The 19,155-nt window shown below is 58.6% G+C and carries 13 protein-coding genes; 4 read left to right on the forward strand and 9 right to left on the reverse strand.

The features are described 5' to 3' along the window. Positions 1-94 precede the first annotated feature (94 nt). Complete coding sequence (locus AB4P97_RS04110; RefSeq protein WP_395602092.1) at positions 95-4,891, forward strand: RHS repeat-associated core domain-containing protein; 4,797 nt, start codon at positions 95-97, stop codon at positions 4,889-4,891. Further along, complete coding sequence (locus AB4P97_RS04115) at positions 4,891-5,307, forward strand: hypothetical protein (protein WP_042558403.1); 417 nt, start codon at positions 4,891-4,893, stop codon at positions 5,305-5,307. The genes AB4P97_RS04110 and AB4P97_RS04115 overlap by 1 nt, the downstream gene beginning before the upstream one ends. Positions 5,308-5,327: 20 nt before the next feature. Here the strand turns inward: AB4P97_RS04115 and AB4P97_RS04120 are convergent, their stop codons facing one another. Together AB4P97_RS04120 and AB4P97_RS04125 are read right to left on the reverse strand one after the other, a co-directional pair. Next, entirely contained in the window at positions 5,328-7,118 is a 1,791-nt protein-coding gene (locus tag AB4P97_RS04120) for a bifunctional diguanylate cyclase/phosphodiesterase (protein WP_042558404.1), read from the reverse strand. Positions 7,119-7,252: 134 nt separating this feature from the next. Continuing rightward, positions 7,253-9,337 (reverse strand): carboxy terminal-processing peptidase, encoded by a 2,085-nt coding sequence (locus tag AB4P97_RS04125; protein ID WP_162184575.1) that lies wholly within the window; start codon positions 9,335-9,337, stop codon positions 7,253-7,255. A 138-nt stretch (positions 9,338-9,475) separates the two neighbouring features. Here AB4P97_RS04125 and AB4P97_RS04130 point away from each other — a divergent pair, with 138 nt between their 5' ends. Beyond that, positions 9,476-10,438 (forward strand): zinc-binding dehydrogenase, encoded by a 963-nt coding sequence (locus AB4P97_RS04130; protein ID WP_042558406.1) that lies wholly within the window; start codon positions 9,476-9,478, stop codon positions 10,436-10,438. 97 nt (positions 10,439-10,535) lie between these two features. Here the strand turns inward: AB4P97_RS04130 and AB4P97_RS04135 are convergent, their stop codons facing one another. From AB4P97_RS04135 to AB4P97_RS04160, 6 genes are all read right to left on the reverse strand, one after another. Further along, the gene (locus AB4P97_RS04135) at positions 10,536-11,189 is read right to left on the reverse strand and encodes an HAD family phosphatase (RefSeq protein WP_042558407.1); all 654 of its coding nucleotides are present in this window, start codon (positions 11,187-11,189) and stop codon (positions 10,536-10,538) included. A gap of 111 nt (positions 11,190-11,300) precedes the next feature. Then, positions 11,301-12,290 carry an ABC transporter ATP-binding protein gene (locus AB4P97_RS04140; RefSeq protein ID WP_042558408.1) on the reverse strand — a complete coding sequence of 330 codons (990 nt, stop codon included), beginning with the start codon at positions 12,288-12,290 and terminating at the stop codon, positions 11,301-11,303. Further along, positions 12,287-13,087 carry an ABC transporter permease gene (locus tag AB4P97_RS04145; protein WP_042558409.1) on the reverse strand — a complete coding sequence of 267 codons (801 nt, stop codon included), beginning with the start codon at positions 13,085-13,087 and terminating at the stop codon, positions 12,287-12,289. Before AB4P97_RS04145 ends, AB4P97_RS04140 begins: the two co-directional genes overlap by 4 nt. Further along, positions 13,074-13,910, reverse strand: a complete 837-nt coding sequence (locus AB4P97_RS04150) for an ABC transporter permease subunit (RefSeq protein ID WP_162184598.1) — start codon at positions 13,908-13,910, stop codon at positions 13,074-13,076. The genes AB4P97_RS04145 and AB4P97_RS04150 overlap by 14 nt, the downstream gene beginning before the upstream one ends. 5 nt (positions 13,911-13,915) lie before the next feature. After that, positions 13,916-14,722 (reverse strand): alkaline phosphatase family protein, encoded by an 807-nt coding sequence (locus tag AB4P97_RS04155; RefSeq protein ID WP_395602093.1) that lies wholly within the window; start codon positions 14,720-14,722, stop codon positions 13,916-13,918. Positions 14,723-14,902: 180 nt separating this feature from the next. Next, the gene (locus AB4P97_RS04160) at positions 14,903-15,970 is read right to left on the reverse strand and encodes an ABC transporter substrate-binding protein (RefSeq protein WP_042558412.1); all 1,068 of its coding nucleotides are present in this window, start codon (positions 15,968-15,970) and stop codon (positions 14,903-14,905) included. Positions 15,971-16,320: 350 nt separating this feature from the next. On the opposite strand from AB4P97_RS04160, the gene AB4P97_RS04165 reads away from it, so the two are divergent. After that, complete coding sequence (locus AB4P97_RS04165) at positions 16,321-17,034, forward strand: UTRA domain-containing protein (RefSeq protein WP_042558413.1); 714 nt, start codon at positions 16,321-16,323, stop codon at positions 17,032-17,034. Positions 17,035-17,515: 481 nt separating this feature from the next. On the opposite strand, the gene AB4P97_RS04170 is transcribed toward AB4P97_RS04165, so the two are convergent. Continuing rightward, positions 17,516-18,850, reverse strand: a complete 1,335-nt coding sequence (locus AB4P97_RS04170; RefSeq protein WP_042558414.1) for an amidohydrolase — start codon at positions 18,848-18,850, stop codon at positions 17,516-17,518. Between the last annotated feature and the right edge of the window lie 305 nt (positions 18,851-19,155).

Raw genomic sequence — 19,155 nt, forward strand, 5'->3', positions numbered from 1 at the left:
ATCCGCCGCACAGTTCCCGCGCCTATTTTTTGCGCGAGGGAACGCTCATGTTCGACCCGGTAACTCAGTCCGCCCAGCACCCCGACGTGCGTTGATGGAAGCCATCACTCGCATCGAGCAAGCACTCGACAGCTTCCCCGACACCCTCAGTCTCTACCGCGAACAGCTCGAACACTGGGCCAGCCGCACGGCCGACACTGTCAGCCACGCCGCTGATCTGCCGTCGCTGGTGGGCATGGAGCGGATCATCCGCTTCGGCGATCGCACTACGGCCGTCAGCAGCAGCGACGACGCATTTTTCTCCAATATCGTCCAGTGCCCGAAGGGCGGATTGATGTTGATCGAGAGCAAGTTCGAATCGGTCTACGACATTCCGCTGGGCAACATCGTGGTCGATGTGGTGGCTGTGGATGGAGGCGAAACAACACCCATCACCCTCAATGCCGAAGGCAAGGGCGAATTCAGGGGAACAGAAGGTAAGTTCTATCGCGTGCATGTGCACGGTGAGGTCACCGTGGAACAGGTCAGGGCGTTGTTCAAGTCCTATGACGGTTTAACCGGTGAGCTGGATGACTGGTTGCGCGGCGAATGGCAAGGGTTCAAGCCGCAGTGGTCGCATTCGGTGGCGACGGCGGCGGGCAACGGCATGCTCGCCGGCAGTTGGGCGGCGATCGAGGGGGTGTGGGACAGCATCGGGATGCTGTCGGACATTCTCAAGGATCCGGGCAAGTTTGCCGAGCGGTTGGGCAGTGGCGCGACTTACCTGATTGATCTGGCCGCCACGGCTCCTGAGGTCATGGAGAAGCTTCAGTTACTGGTCAGTGACGAAGCGACGCTGTGTTTGCTGTTGCGTACCGCCAGCCTGTGGCTGGAGATGCTGCCGCCGAGCCAGATCGCCGGTAAAACCGCGCAAGCGCTATCGATGATGATGGTGCAAGTGCTGATCGACGTGCTGATTGCCGTCATTCTGACTTTCGCCAGTGGTGGCGGAGGGATCGCTTATCTGACGCTACGTCTGGCAGGTCACGCGGTTCAACTGCTCTCGGCGCTGGTGCGGTTGGTGAAGGCGATGTTCGGCATCGTCAGCGGTTTCATCAAGTACGTTGATCAATACAAGACTGTTGCCGCGCGCGGGATCGCCGCGGGTATCAAAAAAGGCCGGATGCAATTGCGCTGGAATGCCAAGCGCAACACCTTGCTGAAAAAAGACGAACACCACGACGATTCGCCGGACCAGGCAAAAAACCCCAACGGCAACAGCGCCGATTGCGTACCGCAGACCTGTACCAACGGCTGCCCGGTGTCGATGGTTACCGGCGAGGAACTGCTGACCCTGAGCGATGGTGTGCTCGATGGGCTGCTGCCATTCGAGTTCACAAGGCTGTATCGCACCAGTGCCGCCGAAATCGATGTCGGGCTGGGGTTTGGCTGGAGTCATTCGCTGGCGCATCGGCTGGAGTTCGATCGCGACGGTGTTGTTTGGGTTGATCATGAAAACCGGCGTACGCGGTTCCCGTTGCCAAGTGTTGAGCGCCCGGCGATTCATAACAGTCTGTCGCGGGCGGCGATTTTTCTCGGGGATGAACCGGAAGAACTGATCCTCGCGCTGGCGGGGGATGCGGCACGGTTTTATCACTTTCGGGCCGGGCGTCTGACGGCGGTTAGTGATGCGTATGGCAATCGTCTGCGCATTGTTCGGGATCGGCAGGATCGGGTTCAGCGTCTGGACAATGGCGCGGGTCGGGCGCTGTTGTTGCGTTATGACCGGGCGCATCTGATCGCGGTTGATTACCAGCGCTTTGACTCGGCGCTGAACCTTGCCGAACCTTGGCACACCGAACACACCCTTGTCAGTTATCGCTACGACGCCTATCAGCGTCTGGTCGAGGTGCGTAACGCGGTTGGCGACAGCGAGCGTTACGACTACGACGATCAGCACGTCATCCTGCAGCGCCAACTCACGGGCGGCGCGAGTTTCTTCTGGGAGTGGGAACGCGCTGGCAAAGCTGCCCGTTGTGTCAGGCACTGGGCGTCGTTCTCGCAGATGGACACGCGTTATGTCTGGCATGACGACGGCAGTGTCGTCGTGCATTACGTCGATGGCACCGAAGAAACCTACGTCCACGATGACCGCGCACGGCTGGTGCGCAAGGTCGAGGCCGATGGCGGCGAACACCTCAAGGCCTACGACGGTTCGGGCCGCTTGGTCGCCGAGCAGGATCCCTTAGGCGCCGTCACCGAATACCGCTACGACGATGTCGGACGGCTGATCGCGCTGCTTCCGCCGGACGATGTGCCAACGTCCTACGAGTACCGCAACGGTTTCCTGCACAGCCGTTCCCGTGGCGACGCGGTATGGACCTACCGACGCAATGCTCAGGGCGATGTCACTGAGGCGGTCGATCCTGATGGTCAGGTCAGCCATTACCACTACGACGCTCGCGGGCAGCTGCTGTCGATCCGTTACCCGGACACCAGTCGGCATGTGTTTGTCTGGAACACCCTCGGTCAGTTGGTTGAAGAAACCCTGCCCGATGGTGGTGTGCGGCGCTTTTCCTACGATGCACTGGGGCGCAGGACTACCACAGCTGATGAACACGGTGCGGTCACGCGTCAGCATTGGGACGCTGTTGGCCGACTGGTCCAGACGACTTCTCCTACGGGTGCCACTCGCGCCTACAGTTATGGCGCCTACAACCAGGTCACCGCCGAACGCGACGAACTCGGGCGCATCACCCGTTTTGAGTATGACGACGACCTGCACCTGGTATCGCGTCGGATCAACCCCGACGGCACGCGGGTGCAGTACCGCTACGACCATGCGCAACTGCTGCTCACCGAAATCGAGAACGAGTCTGGCGAAAAGTATCGGCTGGACTACACGCCGACCGGACTGATCCGACAGGAAACCGGCTTCGACGGGCGGCGTACGGCCTACGCCTACGATCTTAACGGTCATCTGCTGGAAAAGACCGAGTTCGGCGATGACGGCTCGGTGTTGGTCACGGGCTACGAGCGCGATGCGGCCGGGCGCCTGCTGATCAAGACCTTGCCTGACGGGGTCAAGGTTATCTATCAGTACGACCGCCTCGGTCGGCTGACTGGCGTCGACGACGGCCAGAAACATCCGTTGGCCTTCGAATACGACCTGCAGGATCGGTTGATCACCGAGCATCAGGGCTGGGGCACGCTGCGTTATGCCTACGACGCCTGCGGCCAGCTCAAACGCATGCGCCTGCCGGACAACAGCAAGCTCGATTATCAGTACGCCAAGGGCGGCGCACTGACCGCCATCCACCTCAACGGCGCGCCGCTGACGCAACACGTTTACCAGTCGGGCCGCGAACAACAACGCCAGCAAGGTTTGCTGCTCAGCGAATATGCCTACGACGATCAGGGCCGACTGCTCGCCCACGCCGTAGGCCATCAGCACGATTCGCTGTACCGCCGCGATTATGCCTACAGCGCCAATGGCAATCTGGAGCACATCGCCGACACCCGTCACGGCCAACGCACCTATGGCTACGACGCCCTCGACCGCCTGATCCGGGTGCGCCACTCACGCGACGAACTACCGGAATCCTTCGCCCACGACCCGGCCGGCAACCTGCTCATGCAGGAGCGCCCCGGCCCGACACACATCAAGGGCAACCGCCTGCTGATGCAGGGCGATCGCCACTACGACTACGACGCCTTCGGCAACCTGATCCGCGAACGCCGCGGCACCGCGCAGAAACTCGTCACCGAATACCGCTACGACTGCCAGCACCGCCTCATCGGCCTGACCCGCCCCGACGGCAAAACCGCGACCTACCAGTACGACGCCTTCGGCCGGCGGATCAGCAAAACCGTCGACGGCGAAAAAACCGAGTTCTTCTGGCAAGGCGACCACCTCGTCGCCGAAAGCAGCAAAACCCAGCACCGCAGCTACGTCTACGAACCCGGCACCTTCCGCCCGCTGGCACTGCTCGACGGCAAAGGCCCAAAAAAGGCCTGCCCGTTCTACTACCAACTAGACCACCTCGGCACCCCACAAGAACTCACCGACTACAGCGGCGAAATCGTCTGGTCGGCGCAATACGACGCCTACGGCAAAGTAGCCGCAATCACCCTGGCCGGCGAGGAATACCTGGATCAACCGCTGCGCTTTCAGGGGCAGTACTTCGACGCGGAAAGCGGGCTGCACTACAACCGGCATCGGTATTACGACCCAAGGCTTGGACGGTATTTGACGCCGGACCCGATCAAGTTGGCGGGTGGGTTGAATCAGTACCAGTACGTGCCGAATCCGACGGGGTGGGTGGATCCGTTGGGGTTGAGTTCCAATTGTCCGCCGTCAGCACCGCGTCGTCCGATGCGGTACGAGGCTGGTCGCGTGGTCGTCGAAGAGGGCGCGCCCCCGCTGCCGAAAATGACGGCGCAGGAGCGACGGGCGAGGCTTGATGAGGTGGCTGAAGAGAATGCGAAGCGTCGGGTACATGAATATGAAGAACTCTATGATATGCACACTGTAAAAAAGCACAGTTCTGAAATTCCCGATCGAGCCCTAAAACAGCGAGCAATCAATGGCGCTGATCCTCACACTGGCGTCGTTCCAATACCACCTAGAGGAAACCCAAGCTCACAATTCCATAACTGGCGGATGCATCTGGGCGCTTTGAATAAAGCGATGACAAAGGATAAAGATGGTTTAATTATGCACACAGGGGAAGATCAAAGACGTAATCCAATAGTTAGGTTGGAGTTGCCTGGGGCAGGGCGTGGGTATAAGCCAAATAGGGCGGATGAGCAAAATCCAAGCCTCAATGAAAATATGAATTGGTTTGAAGTGAAATTCGATCAGGAAAATACACAGAGGCCATTTACAGGGTTTCCTGCTGAGGGTAAGTAATGTTGAAACATCCTTTTTTAAAAAAGCCTTTTGAACCAGGGTTGATGTGGTTCATTGGTATGTTCGATGTTTATGATCGAGAAGAAACTCGAGGTGTAGAGCTCGGGGTGTACAACCCCAATGAGTCTGGTGATCGGGAGGTTCTGATCAGAAAGTATTGTCTGAATCTGCCGTACCTCTCCTATAGGCATCGGCTGGTATTACTTGAACACTTGAAAGCAAAACTAGAAGATCCAACATACGACTTTCAGCTTTTGTTCGAGATCGACCCGTGCGAAGCCGCAAGTTGGCCTCGTGGAGAGTGGGGCTCACTGGATAGTCCACGCGGTTTTTTCTTAGATATCTATAAGTTGGCGATAGAGGTTTGGGAGCTGGATCTTGCAAAAGCCGCTAGTGAAGATCGTTCTGTATGGTAGTTTTGGAGTGGTTCGAAACATCAACGATGGCCAGAAACGAGCGCTTCGGTAAAGGGTAGAGCATTCATACTTTCGATAACATGCACGCTATACCCTGGCACATTCTTCGCATGATGCTTCGCTTGCGAAGCCATCTCCGCAAGTTGACCGGCGTCGAGTTGTGCGCAAGCTTCGGGATGCAGGTGGACGACGCCGATCGATAGTGACAGCAACGGAAACTCCTGCCGCACACCCTGTCGATTCGGCGCGATAAAGCATCCGGCCTCCAGATGTTCAGGGCGATAGAAACGTCGGCATTGGCTCTGGAAATCATCAAGCAATTGATTGAGGCGTTTGCGCCAGTCTTCGGGGCCGAGGACGAGGAGGAAGTCGTCGCCGCCAATGTGGCCGACGAAGTCGCGGGAGGGGTCGACGCGTTCGTTGAGGCATTGCGCCAGGCACAGCAGGACTTCGTCGCCGCGGCCGTAGCCGTAGATGTCGTTGAAGGGTTTGAAGCTGTCGATGTCGACGTAGCAGATGACCGACTCGCGGCCTTGCTGCAGAAGGCGGGTCAGGCATTGCTGGATCGGCACGTTGCCGGGCAGCAGGGTCAGCGGGTTGGCGTAGCGGGCCTGCTGGATTTTCAGTTCGGTGATCAGTTTGAGTACGTCGATCACCCGGCCAAGGCCGAGGTATCCGCCGTTGAGGGTGATGATGAAATCTTCTTCGATGCGTTGGCGGGCGCGGCTGGTGATCAGGCGGCTGACCTGTTGCAGCGACTGGCTCATTTCCACGGCGAGGAAGTCGTCGTTCATCAGGCGGCTGATGGGTTTGCGGGCGAACAGGTCGGTGGCGAACGGTTTGAGCAAGGCATCCGACAGGGAGTGGCGGTGGACGATGCCGCACGGCTGGCCTTGTTCGTCCAGCACTGCCAGCGAGTTGAGATTGGCCTGGCGGCGGAAGGCTTCCAGCACGGTGGCGGTCGGCGTATCGCGCCCCACGGCCGGTTGCTCGTTGAGCAAGGCACTGAGATCGCTGCCTTCGTCGTTCAGCGCCACCGCGCTGCTGTCGTGTTTGGGCATCAAAGCGCGGGCATCGCGGGGTGGATGCTCTTGCGGGCGGCCGAGCAGATAACCCTGCACTAGATCGACACCCATTTCCGTCAGCACCGCCAGTTCTTCCGGCAATTCGATACCTTCGGCAATCACTTGAGCCCGTGACGCCTTGGCGATTTGCAGGATTGACCCGACGAACTCGCGCTTCAAGGCGTCCTGATGGATACCGTCGATAAAGTGCCGGTCGATTTTCACGTAATCCGGGCGCAGCTCGGACCACAGGCGCAGGCTCGAATATCCGGCGCCGAGATCATCCAGCGCAATGGAAAAACCCATGGCCCGATAGTGATGCAACGCGGTCTGCAACAACTGGAAGTCGTCGATCGGCGTCTGTTCGGTGAGTTCGATGACCACCTGGCTAGGTGGAATGCCGAAGTCCTGCAGCAGTTGCAACGTGCGCCCCGGCTGGTGCGCGGCTTCGAGCAAGGATTCCGGCGAGACGTTAAGAAACAGCTTGCCCGGCAGTTGCTGCTCGTTGAAACGGCGGCAAGCACTTTTTCGGCAGGCGATCTCCAGTTCGCTCAGACGCCCGGCCTGACGCGCCACGGCGAACAGCGCGATCGGTGAGTGCAGAGGACTGTTGGACGGGCCGCGGGTGAGGGCTTCGTAGCCGAGAATGCGGCGCTCTGAGAGACAGATGATCGGCTGAAACAGGCTGTGTAATCCGCTTTGAGTCAGGATCGAGCTCAAGGCACTCAGCTGTTCGGTCGTGGTCATGGCAATCTCTGGCGATAAAAAAAGGACTGGGAGCCCTCTCTATGAAGAGAGTGGCTCCCAGTCCTTTATTGCACGACAGAATGATGACTGTTTGATGACGATCCGGGGATCGTCAGCATTAAATCGCCATCACCTTACTTCTTGGCGACCTGGTTGCTCAGCTTCAAGTAATCCAGCAGAACGCGCCCGGTTTCGCTCAGATAAGCATCGTCTTCTGGTTTGAGCTTGTCCGGCTCGGCTGCTGCGAGGGCGTCCTCGTCTTCTTTCTTCAGCTCTTTGAGCGGCTCTTCGCCCTTGGCCTTGCGACGGATGTTCTCCATCACCAGTTGCTTGGCGTCGATGTCTGCATGCTGGGCACGGCGGTCGGCTTCGTTGAGGCTGACGGTTTTTTCCAGCATCAGTTTCTGCGCCAGGGCCAGCTTGTCACGGATGAACACGAACTCGGCATCCTTGGCGGTGCGCGTGTCATGTTCGGACTTGAGCTGTGCCAGGAACGGCTTGAACGGATCGGCCGCCGGTTTGATCGCCGCGCGGATGGTGTCCCACGGCATGGCTTCCGGCAGGGCGCTCTCGCCGATTTCCTTGGTGTCGATCAGCGACGGGTAGTCGATGTCCGGCAGGACGCCCTGGTGCTGGGTGCTCTGACCGGAAACCCGGTAGAACTTGGCCAGGGTCAGTTTCAGTTCGCCATGGTTCAGCGGCTGAATGGTCTGCACGGTGCCTTTACCGAAGGTCTGGCCGCCGATGATCAGTGCGCGGTGGTAGTCCTGCATGGCGCCGGCGAAGATCTCCGAAGCCGAGGCGGACAGGCGGTTGACCAGCAGTGCCATCGGACCTTTGTAGAACGCGCCCGGGTTTTCATCTTCCAGCACGTCGACGCGGCCATCAGCATTACGCACCAGGACGGTCGGGCCCTTGTCGATGAACAGGCTGGTCAGCTCGGTAGCTTCCTGCAGGGAACCGCCGCCGTTGTTGCGCAGGTCGATAACCACTCCGTCGACTTTTTCTTTCTGCAGTTCGGTCAGCAGTTTCTTGACGTCACGGGTGGTGCTCTTGTAATCCGGATCACCGGCACGGAACGCCTTGAAGTCGAGGTAGAAGGCGGGAATCTCGATCACCCCGAGTTTGTAATCCTTGCCGTCCTGTTTCAGGTTCAGCACGGATTTTTTCACGGCCTGGTCTTCGAGCTTCACCGCTTCACGGGTGATCGGCACGATCTTGGTGGTCTGGTCGTTCGGTGCATTGCTGGCCGGAATCACTTCCAGGCGCACCACGGTGCCTTTCGGGCCGCGGATCAGCTTGACCACTTCGTCCAGACGCCAGCCAACCACGTCGACCATCTCTTTGTTGCCTTGGGCAACGCCGATGATCTTGTCGGCCGGGGCTACCATTTTGGTCTTGTCGGCCGGGCCTGCTGGCACCAGACGCACGACTTTCACCTGATCGTTGTCGCTCTGCAACACGGCGCCGATGCCTTCGAGGGACAGGCTCATGTTGATGTCGAAGTTTTCCGCGTTATCCGGCGACAGATAGTTGGTGTGCGGATCGTAGGACATGGCAAAGGTGTTGATGTAAGCCTGGAAGATGTCTTCCGGACGGGTCTGATCCAGACGCGACAATTGATTCTTGTAGCGCTTGGTCAGGGTTTCCTGGATCTGCTTGGGCTCTTTGCCGGCGATCTTCATCCGCAGGACTTCGTCCTTGACGCGTTTGCGCCACAGGTCGTCGAGTTCGGCGGTGGATTTGAGCCAAGGTGCGTCCTTGCGATCAATCAGCAAGGTCTCCTTGGTGTTGAAGTCCATCTTGTCGACGCCTTTGTTCAGCTCGGCAAGGGCGAAGTCCAGACGCGATTTGACGCGATCCAGATAGCGCTTGTAGATGGTGAACCCGGCGTTGAGGTCGCCGCTTTTGAGGAAGTCGTCGAACTGGGTCTTCCACTTGTCGAATTCGGCGATGTCGCTGGCCATGAAGTAGCTGCGCGACGGATCCAGCAGCTTGAGGTAGCTGTCATAGATGATCACCGAGCGCGCATCGTCGAGCGGCGGCTTGCTGTAGTGGTGACGCTTGAGCAACTCGACGACGTTCAGGCTGGCGATCACTTCGTCGCGATCAGGCTGTAACTTGTCCCAGCTGTTGGCTGCGAATGTATTGCCCGACACCGGCAACAGGCCGATACCGATGAAAAGTGCTAGGGCGGTGCTGGGGAGCAAATGCTTCATGCTGATTCGACGCGGGGACAATTGATAACGCATATTAGGCCGTCTTTGAAGTCGCCGGTTCTACAAGAGCCGGTCGCATAATGCAAAAAGCCCGGCGCTACAGCTTCGGGCTCAGTCCAGACTCACTATGGAGGCACTGTGAAGGCATTGCAAGGCGTGGAAGGTCAAGTGGCATGGGTTGAAGAGCCGAGTCCTACATGTGATGTAGGACAAGTTCGCATTCGCGTGGCGGCAGCGGGCCTCAATCGAGCCGATTTATTACAAAAGGCAGGGCTTTATCCACCTCCGCCGGGTGCCAGCCAGGTACTCGGTCTTGAGTGCTCGGGGGTGATCAGCGAGGTCGGCGCAGGTTCGTCCTGGCAGGTAGGCGATAGGGTTTGCGCCTTGCTGGCCGGGGGCGGGATGGCCGAAGAGGTGGTGGTCGACGGGCGGCATGTGTTGCCGGTTCCGGAAGGTGTCTCGCTGATCGAAGCGGCGGCATTGCCTGAGGTTTACGCAACAGTCTGGCTGAATGTGTTTCAACTTGCGGCGCTCAAACCGGGTGAGAAAGTTCTCTTGCACGCCGGAGCAAGTGGGATCGGTTCAGCCGCCATTCAGCTGTGCAAGGCGTTCGGCAATCCGTGCTGGGTCAGCGTCGGTTCAGCCGAACGTTTGGCCTACTGTGAAAGTCTGGGCGCGCAGGGCGGGGTGGTGCGCACGGATGATCTGGAAAGCCTGCGCGACCTCGGCCCGTTCGATGTCATCCTCGATCCGGTCGGCGGGAATTATTCGGCGCTGAATCTCAAGCTGATAGCGCTGGATGGACGCTGGGTGTTGATCGGTCTGATGGGTGGCCGCGAGGCTAAACTGGATCTGGCACAGGTAATGGCCAAGCGTGTGCAATTGCTGGGTTCGACCTTGCGCAGCCGTGACGATCAGTTCAAGGCAGACCTGTTCAGTGACCTGAGCCAGCACGTGTGGCCGTTGTTTGCCGAAGGGCGGTTGAAACCGCAATTGGCAAAGGCTTTCCCGGTGAAAGATGCCGAGGCGGCTTTTGCGGAGCTGGCGAGCAATACGGTGGCGGGGAAACTGGTCTTGGTGATTGACGACAGCGTTAGCTGAAAAACGGCAAGATCAAAAGATCGCAGCTTTCGGCAGCTCCTGCATTGGCAAAGTAAACGCCCTGTAGGAGCTGCTGAAGGCTGCGATCTTTTGTTTTTTACTTCCAGATGTGGATCGGCCAGCCGGACTTCTCGGCATGCTCAAGCAACACCGGATCCGGATTGACCACGTGCGGGAAATCCACCTTCAGCAACAACGGAAGGTCATTTCGTGAGTCGGAATAGAAACTCGCGCCCTCCAGATTTTCTTCTTCGGCATCCAGCCATTCCAGCAAGCGGGTGATCTTGCCTTCGCGGTAGGTCAGGGTCCCGACGGTGTGACCGCTGTATACGCCGTGCGCGATTTCCAGTTCGATGCCGAGAATTTCGTCGATGCCCAATCGATCGGCAATCGGCTTGACCAGGTGCGTGCCCGAGGCCGAGATCACCAGAATCCGGTCGCCGGCCTTGCGGTGGGCGGCGATGGTTTTGGTCGCGTCGCTGAAGATGATCGGCTCGATGAAGTCTTCCACCCACGGGCCGACCAGGTGCTCGACCTCTTCCGGCGTGCGGCCGATCAACGGCTCGAGGCTGAACTCCATGTAGTCTTCCATGCGCAATTTGCCATGGCTGTAGGCATCCATCAGTTCGTTGTTCTTGCGCATGAACGACTCGGGGTCGACCCACCCCAAGCGTCCCATCTGCTCGCTCCAGAGGGTGGCGCAGTCACCGTGAATCAGGGTTTCGTCCAGATCAAAAATTGCCAAAGCCATCGGTTCTCTCCGAGAACAGCTGCGAGCTACAAGCTTCGAGCTGCAAGAGTGGAAATGAGGTGGGTCGCAGTCTACAGCTTGAAGCTTGTATCTCGAAGCTTGCAGCTGCTTTTAAGCGACCTCACACAGGGCCGTCGGATCGATGGAAAGCGCCAGACGCCGACCGTCGGGATGCAGATCGGCGGCCGAGCGATTGAGCACATCCACTACCAGTTCCACGCCGCGTGCTTCAACGCGATAACGGATGACGTTGCCAAGCAGGCTGTGGCTGCGGATCTGCGCGTCGAGCTCGCCGTTGAGGCTCAATTCGATGGCTTCCGGGCGAATGGCGATGCGGTGATTGATCGGGCGCTGCAACAGCTTCGATGCTTGCTCTGCGTCGAGCAGGTTGTAGTTACCGATGAAGCCCGCAGCGAACACATCGACCGGTGCCGTATACAGGGTTTCAGCATCGCCACTTTGTACGATTTTTCCCTGATTCATGAGGAAAATCCGGTCAGACATGGTCAGCGCTTCTTCCTGGTCGTGTGTGACGAAAATCGTGGTCAGGCCAAGTTCGCGCTGGATCTGGCGAATCTGCTCGCGCAGGTGTTTGCGAATTCGCGCATCAAGTGCTGACAGTGGTTCATCCAGCAACAACAATCGCGGGCGAGTCACCAGCGAGCGGGCCAAGGCAACGCGCTGACATTGGCCGCCGGACAGTTGATGCGGATAACGGCTGGCGAAGTCGTTCAGTTCAACGAGTTTCAACACCTCGGTAACCCGTTTGTGGCTGTCGTCGGCGTTGACCTTTTGCATGCGCAGGCCGAACGCGACGTTCTGTTCCACGGTCATGTTGGGGAACAGCGCATAGCTCTGGAACACCATGCCGATGCCGCGCTTCTGCGGACTGAGTGGCACGATGTCGACGCCATCGAGCAGTATCTTGCCGCCATCGACCGATGTCAGGCCGGCGATGCAACGCAGCAGGGTGGATTTACCGCAACCGGAGGGGCCGAGCAGGGTGACGAATTCGCCCTTGTTGATTTCGCAGTCGATATCGCTGAATACGGTAGTGCCCGCATAACTTTTCTGCAGATGTTGGACGCTGACATAGCTCATTCGCTTTTGTCCTTGTTCAAGATGTTGGCGATCCAGGTCAGGACCAGCACGAATAAGAAGTAGGAGATAACCAGCGCACTGGTGAAGTGCCCGCTGCTGTTGCGCATGTTGTTCAGATAGACCTGCAGGGTTTCGTAGCGGGTGCCGACGAGGATGTTGGCAAACACGAACTCGCCGAACAGGAACGAGAACGACAGCAGCAACGCCACCATCAGGCCTTTGCGCAGGTTCGGCAGTACCACCAGAATCGCCGCCTGAAAGGTGCTGGCACCGAGCAGTTGTGCAGCGTCCATCAGGTCGCGCAGGTTGATCGCTTGCAGGTTGTTGGTAATCGCCCGGTACATGAACGGCAGCGCCACGGTGAAGTAGCAACCGATCAGAATCCACGGCGTGCCAACCATTGCCATCGGCCCGGAACCGTACAGTTGCAACAGGCCCACGGACGACACCACTGGCGGCACCGCGAAGGGCAGCAGGATGAGGATGTTCATCAGCGCATCGAGTTTCGGGAAGTGGTAATGCACCACGAACAACAGCGGCAGGATCAACACCACCGACAGCACCAGCGCGCCGACACACACCAGCAGTGACTGGCCGAAAGCGTGGAGGAAACGCGGGTCGCTCCACAACTGGATGTACCACTTGAAGGTAAAGCCGCTGGGCAGAATGGTCGCCGACCAACTGCTGGCAATCGAGTAGATCAGCGTGCCCACCAGCGGCAGCAAGAGGATGGCGAATAGCAGGTAGACCACGACGCGGTGGTAGATGCCGACCGGGCCGGATTCAACGCGAGACATGGTAGCTCCTCTTCAACAGCAGTTGATGCACGACGGTGACGATGGTCATCAGCGCGACCAGCACCACGGCCAGCGCACTGGCCAGATTCGGATCGAGCGAAATATCGCCGGAAACCATCGCGGCAATGCGGATCGGCAGCACGTTGAAGTTGCCCGTCGTCAGCGCATACACCGTGGCATAAGCGCCGAGGGCGTTGGCCAGCAGGATCACGAAAGTACCGAGCAGTGCCGGGGTCAGTACCGGCAAGCCAATGTGGCGCCAGAACTGCCAGCCGTTGGCTCCGAGCAGCGCGGCGGACTCGCGCCAGTCTTCACGCAAGGCGTCGAAGGCCGGATAGAGCAGCAGCACGCCGAGGGGAATCTGGAAATAGGTGTAGAGGATGATCAGCCCGGTTTTGGAGTACAGGTTGAAGTCTTCAATGATCCCGGCCTGCTTGAGCATGATCGTGATGCTGCCGTTGAAACCGAGCAGGATGATGAACGCGAAAGCCAGCGGCACACCCGCAAAGTTGCTGGTCATGTTGGCGAAGGCATTCACAAAATTGCGCAGTTTCGAATCCACCCGGCGCAGGGAATACGCACCCAGTACGGCGATGATGATGCCGAATACGCTCGACCAGAAACTGATCTCGAGGCTGTACTGGATCGCCTGCAAATAGAATTTTGAACTGAAGATTTTGGTGAAGTTTTCAACGCCCCAACCAAATTCTTCCGATTGCAGGCTGTTGATCATCACCCAGATCAGCGGGGCGATTTCGAAGACGATAAAGAATAAAGCGAAGGGCACAAGGCACAGGGCTGCCAGCCATTTGCCGCGAGTCATAGCGTTCACTTGAGCAGCTCCCGGCACACAGGTTTGTCGTGGGGCACGCCGAGCAGTTCGCAGACCGTGCCGCAGATTTCGGTCTGCTTGGGGACAGCGCCTGCGTTGAGGCTGAAGGCGTCACCGAGGACGAACAGCGGCACCTGGCGTTCTTCCGGCAGCAGGCCGTTGTGCGAGCGGTCGTTGTTCATGCCGTGGTCGGCGGTCACCAGCACCTGATAACCCGCGTCGAGCCAGCCCTGCAAATAGTCGGCGAGGATGATGTCGGCCGAGCGCGCGCTGTTGCGGTACTGCGAGCTGTCGAGGCCGTGTTTGTGCCCGGCGTCGTCGATGTTCATCGGATGGATCAGCAGGAAGTTCGGCGCGTGGCGCAGGCGCAGGTTTTCCGCATCGGCGAACAGGTGCGAATCAGGGTAGTGATCGTTCCAGTAGAAATGTCCGTGCTGGATCGGCAGCGATGGATCGTCGGTGTGACGGTCGCGTGCGGCCACAAATGGCGAGCGGTTGTACAGCTCGCTGACCCAGTGATAAGCCGCCGCTGCAGTTTTCAGGCCGGCGTCGCGGGCGTAGTGATAGATGCTGCGCTGACTGGAGAGGCGCGAGACGTTGTTGTGGACGATGCCGCTGTCGATGGGCGGCACGCCGGTAAGAATGCATTCATAAAGCGGTCGGGACAGGGCCGGCAACTCGCACTCCAACTGATAGAGCGCGGCGCGTCCTGCGCCAATGTAAGCCTGCAGATGCCCCATGGCGTGGCACGCGACTTCATGGCTGAGGCCGTCGAGCACGACAAGGATGACGTTGTGCTTCATAGGGGCAAAAACTCCGCGAAACAGGAAACTTCAAATTCAACCCGGATCCCCTGTGGGAGCGAGCCTGCTCGCGAAAGCGGCAGATCATTCAACATTGATGTCGACTGACACAACGCCTTCGCGAGCAGGCTCGCTCCCACATTTGGATCTCAACAGATTACGCAGTAGGGATCAGCCGCCTTATTTCATCTCTACGATGACTTCTTCGTTCCACTTCTGCGGCAGAGCTTTCGAGGTCTTTTCCCAGGCATCGGCGTCCTTGATCGGGGTGACCTTTTTGTACTGCTCGTTCGGCAGCAGTTTGGCCTTCACGTCTTCCGGCAATTGCAGGTGTTCGGCACGGATCGGACGCGCATTACCGCGAGCGAGGTTGGTCTGGCCGGCGTCGCTGAAGATGTATTCGCGGGTCAGCTTGGCGGCGTTGGGGTTTTTCGCGTACTTGTTGATGATGGTGGTGTAGCCGGAAATCACCGAACCGTCAGACGGGATCAGCACCACGTAGTCATCCGGGTTGGCCATCTTGGCTTTGTAGCTCAGGCCGTTGAAGTCCCAGACCACGCCAACTTCGATCTCGCCTTTTTCCATGGTGGCGATGGTCGGGTTGGCCATCGACAGACGACCTTGCTTGGCGATGTCTGCGAACAGCAGCAGGGCAGGCTGAATGTTTTTCTCGTCGCCACCGTTGGCCAGTGCTGCGGCGAGAACGCCGTTGGCAGCTTGTGCGGCGGTGCTCACGTCACCGATGGAAACCTTGTATTTGCCGCCCTTGAGGTCAGCCCATTTGGTTGGCACTTCGGAACCGTGCAGCAGCTTCTTGTTGACGATGAAGGCGATGGTGCCGGTGTAGGCCAGAGCCCAGTTGCCATCCTTGTCCTTGGCCCAGTCCGGGATTTGATCCCAGGTGCTTGGCTTGTAGGGTTGCACCACGCCTTGTTTGACCGCGATCGGGCCAAAGGCAGCACCGACGTCGCCGATGTCTGCGCTGGCGTTGTCTTTTTCTGCGGCGAACTTGGCGATTTCCTGAGCTGAACTCATGTCGGTGTCGATGTGTTTCAGGCCGTATTTTTTGGCCAGGTCTTCCCAGGTGCCTTTCCAGTTCGCCCAGTCATCGGGCATGCCGACGCTGTTGACGGCGCCTTCCGCTTTCGCAGCGGCTTCGAGGGTTTTCAGATCGGTGTCGGCCGCCATGGCGGCGGTGCACATGGCAATGGTCGAGCCTAACAGTGTTGCCAGGAAAAGCTGTTTCATTCCGAAGCTCCTTGGTCGTGTTCAACGCTGCGATTGCGGTTTGTGTTGGTCTAGGTCAGCAATACCTGAGCCAATTTAAGGGGGCTGGATGACACTTTGATGTCGGTGACCTGGCGTCAGGCCTTTTTTTTGCCCGGTTTTTGCGGCTGCTCGATAAGCGTAGACCATGCCCAAAGCCCCGGAGGGCAGGGATTTGGCCGATGTATTGCAAGTCGTGAGTGCGACCGTTGAGCCGTTTTGTCATCTCTCGGTCATCTGCACTGCCTAGGCTTGCAGCACATGGAAACGGCGTGATCGTCGTGCAGTCTTGCCCCGAAACAGTGCTGGTCTAGTCCAGATAGGTAACGTTGATGCGCGATGAGGCAACAAAAGCGGTGACAGCGATCGGCCAGGTGTTGCAGGAGCAACTCGACCACGGACTTTTGGCGCCCGGCAGCAAATTGCCGGCCGAGCGCAAGCTCAGTGAGTTGTTCGGCACGACGCGGATAACTGTGCGTGAGGCGTTGTTGCAGTTGGAGGCGCAGGGCCAGATTTATCGTGAGGAGCGGCGGGGCTGGTTCGTTTCGCCGCCGCGTCTGGCGTACAACCTGATACAGCGCAGTCACTTTCACGCGATGGTCAGTGCGCAGGGACGGGTACCTTCGACCGAGGTTATTTCGGCCCGACTACAACCGGCTTCGGCGGCGGTGTGTGCGTGGTTGCAACTGCCGGCGTTGTCGAGTGTGATTCAGATTTGTCGGTCGCGGCGGATTGATGGGCGGCTGGTGCTTTATGTTGAGCATTATCTGAATCCGCAGTTTTTTCCGGGGATTCTGGAGTTTGATCTGAATCAGTCGATTACCGAGTTGTATGCGCGGCATTACGATTTGCACTATGGGCGAGTGCGGTTCGAGATTGTGCCGACGTCTTTGTCGGTGGATGCGGCGGCGGCTTTACGGGTGTCGGTGGGGAGCCCGGGGTTGCGGATTGCCCGGGTTAATTATGATCAGCATGAGCGGTTGATTGATTGTGATCTGGAGTTTTGGCGACATGATGCGATTCACGTAGGGGTTGATGTTGTTTGATGTTGTTTGACTGTTTTGGGTGAATATTCGTTGCTGCGGTAACGGCCTCTTATGGTTTCGCCCTGACGGTCGACTCCCTTTGGCAAACGCCCCAAAGGAAGCAAAGGGCTTTACCCTGACGTTCGGCCCTCGCTGTGGCTCGGGTTCCTTCGCTCCGGGATTGATCCGGGCGCATCGTCTCCGGTTTGCTTCGCTGCACCTCCTCTCGATGTGTTCGACTTCGTCGAACGGTCGCTTCGCTCCCACCCCCGGATCAATCCCTCCACTCAGCCTGCCGACGGGCCTTTGAGATCAAGAGCTGCAGCCGAGCTAACGCTCATCCTGTTGAGTGGTGAAAAGCGAAGGGCGGGGTTTGCTTTTGTGTGGGAGCTGGTTTGCCAGCGCTGGCGGCGTGACAGCCGACCAGTCTCTGGCAAGCTGCACACGGTCCAAATGTGGGAGCGAGCCTGCTCGCGAAAGCGCCCCCACGTTCACCTCAAGCTTATTTGCCCGCCCCCGCATTGGCATACAAATAATCCGTCGCCAGCGAGGCCAGTGTCCTCACCCCCACCACCAACGCCGACTCATCCACAAAGAACCCCGGATTGTGGTTCGGTGCAGCCTTGCTCATGTCCTGATTTTTTGGCGTCACGCCCAGAAACACAAACAATCCCGGCACTTCTTTGGCGAAGAACGAGAAGTCTTCCGCGCCACCCACCAGCGGCGCATTCACCACGTCATCCCTGGCTGCCCACTTCAATGTCGGCAGCATTTTGTCCGTCAGCGCCGGGTTGTTTATCGTCGGGTCGTATTTTTCGATGATGGTGACATCGGCTTTCGCACCGCCACTTTCAGCGATTTTCTCGATGGTCTGGCGTACGTCGGCGTGCAGTTTCTGACGGATGCCGTAGTCGTACGAGCGGATGGTGCCGGTCATGTCGACTGATTCGGGGATGATGTTGTAGCGCGTGCCGCCATTGATGGTGCCGATGCTGACCACCGACGGATAAGACGAAATATCGGTGCGGCGGCTGACCACGGTTTGCAGGCCGACGATGGTTTGTGCACCGACGGTGATCGGGTCGATGCCGTCCCACGGGCGGCCGGCGTGGGTTTGTTTGCCAAGGATTTTGATGCGCAGGTCATCGGAGCTGGCGAGGGTGGCGCCGGGGCGGTAGGCGATCTGGCCGGCGGGGATGCCGGCCCAGACGTGCAGGCCGAAAACGGCGTCGGGTTTCGGCGATTTCATCACGCCTTCCTCGACCATCATTTTCGCGCCCCAGGTGTTTTTGCCGTCGGGAATGAAGTCGCTTGGGCCTTCTTCGGCCGGTTGGAAATAGAACACCACGGTGCCGGGCAGGGTGTCGCGCATGCCTGTGAGAATTTTCGCTGTGCTGAGCAGGATCGCGGTGTGGGCGTCGTGGCCGCAGGCGTGCATGACGCCGACTTCTTTGCCGAGGTATGTGCCTTTAGCTTTGGAGGCAAATGGCAGGTCGGCGACTTCCTTGACTGGCAGTGCATCCATGTCGGCGCGCAAGGCCACGGTCGGGCCGGGCAGGCCGCCCTTGAGGATGGCGACTACGCCCGTGCGGGCGACGCCGGTTTTGACTTCCAGACCCAGGGCTTTGAGTTGTTTGGCGACCAGCTCGGCGGTGCGTTTTTCGGTGTTGCCGAGCTCGGGGTGGGCGTGGATGTCGCGGCGGGTTTCCAGCAGTTGCGGTTCAAGCTGTTTGGCTTGTGCGGCGATTTGTTCGCGGGTGCTGTCCAGCGTGGCAGCACCGGCGTGACCAGCGAGCAGGGAAATGAAAACGGCTTGGGCAATGCGTGTCAGCTGCATCGGGTTTCTCCTTGTTTATTGTTCTTGGCTTCCCTGTCTGTGACAAACGCCCAGCAGGTAAGTGCTCTTGGGTGATTGAAGCGCTGCGCTACCTTCCAAAGTTGCTGAAGAAAAAGAGTATTAGAGAAACGTCCTACCGCTTTATCAGTTCCTTCCGGCGTGACAGAAAAAACGCGGGCGATAACTATGTACCGCACTGCACAACATTTATTTCCATAAATTTCTCCAGATGCCGGTCACGTTAGTGGCTGTTTGAGGGTGACCGGCCAGCGCGACGAAAACTATTGTCCATGGAGGATTTATAA

Source organism: Pseudomonas sp. A1230, assembly GCF_044218825.1.
GTDB classification, from domain to species: domain Bacteria; phylum Pseudomonadota; class Gammaproteobacteria; order Pseudomonadales; family Pseudomonadaceae; genus Aquipseudomonas; species Aquipseudomonas iridis.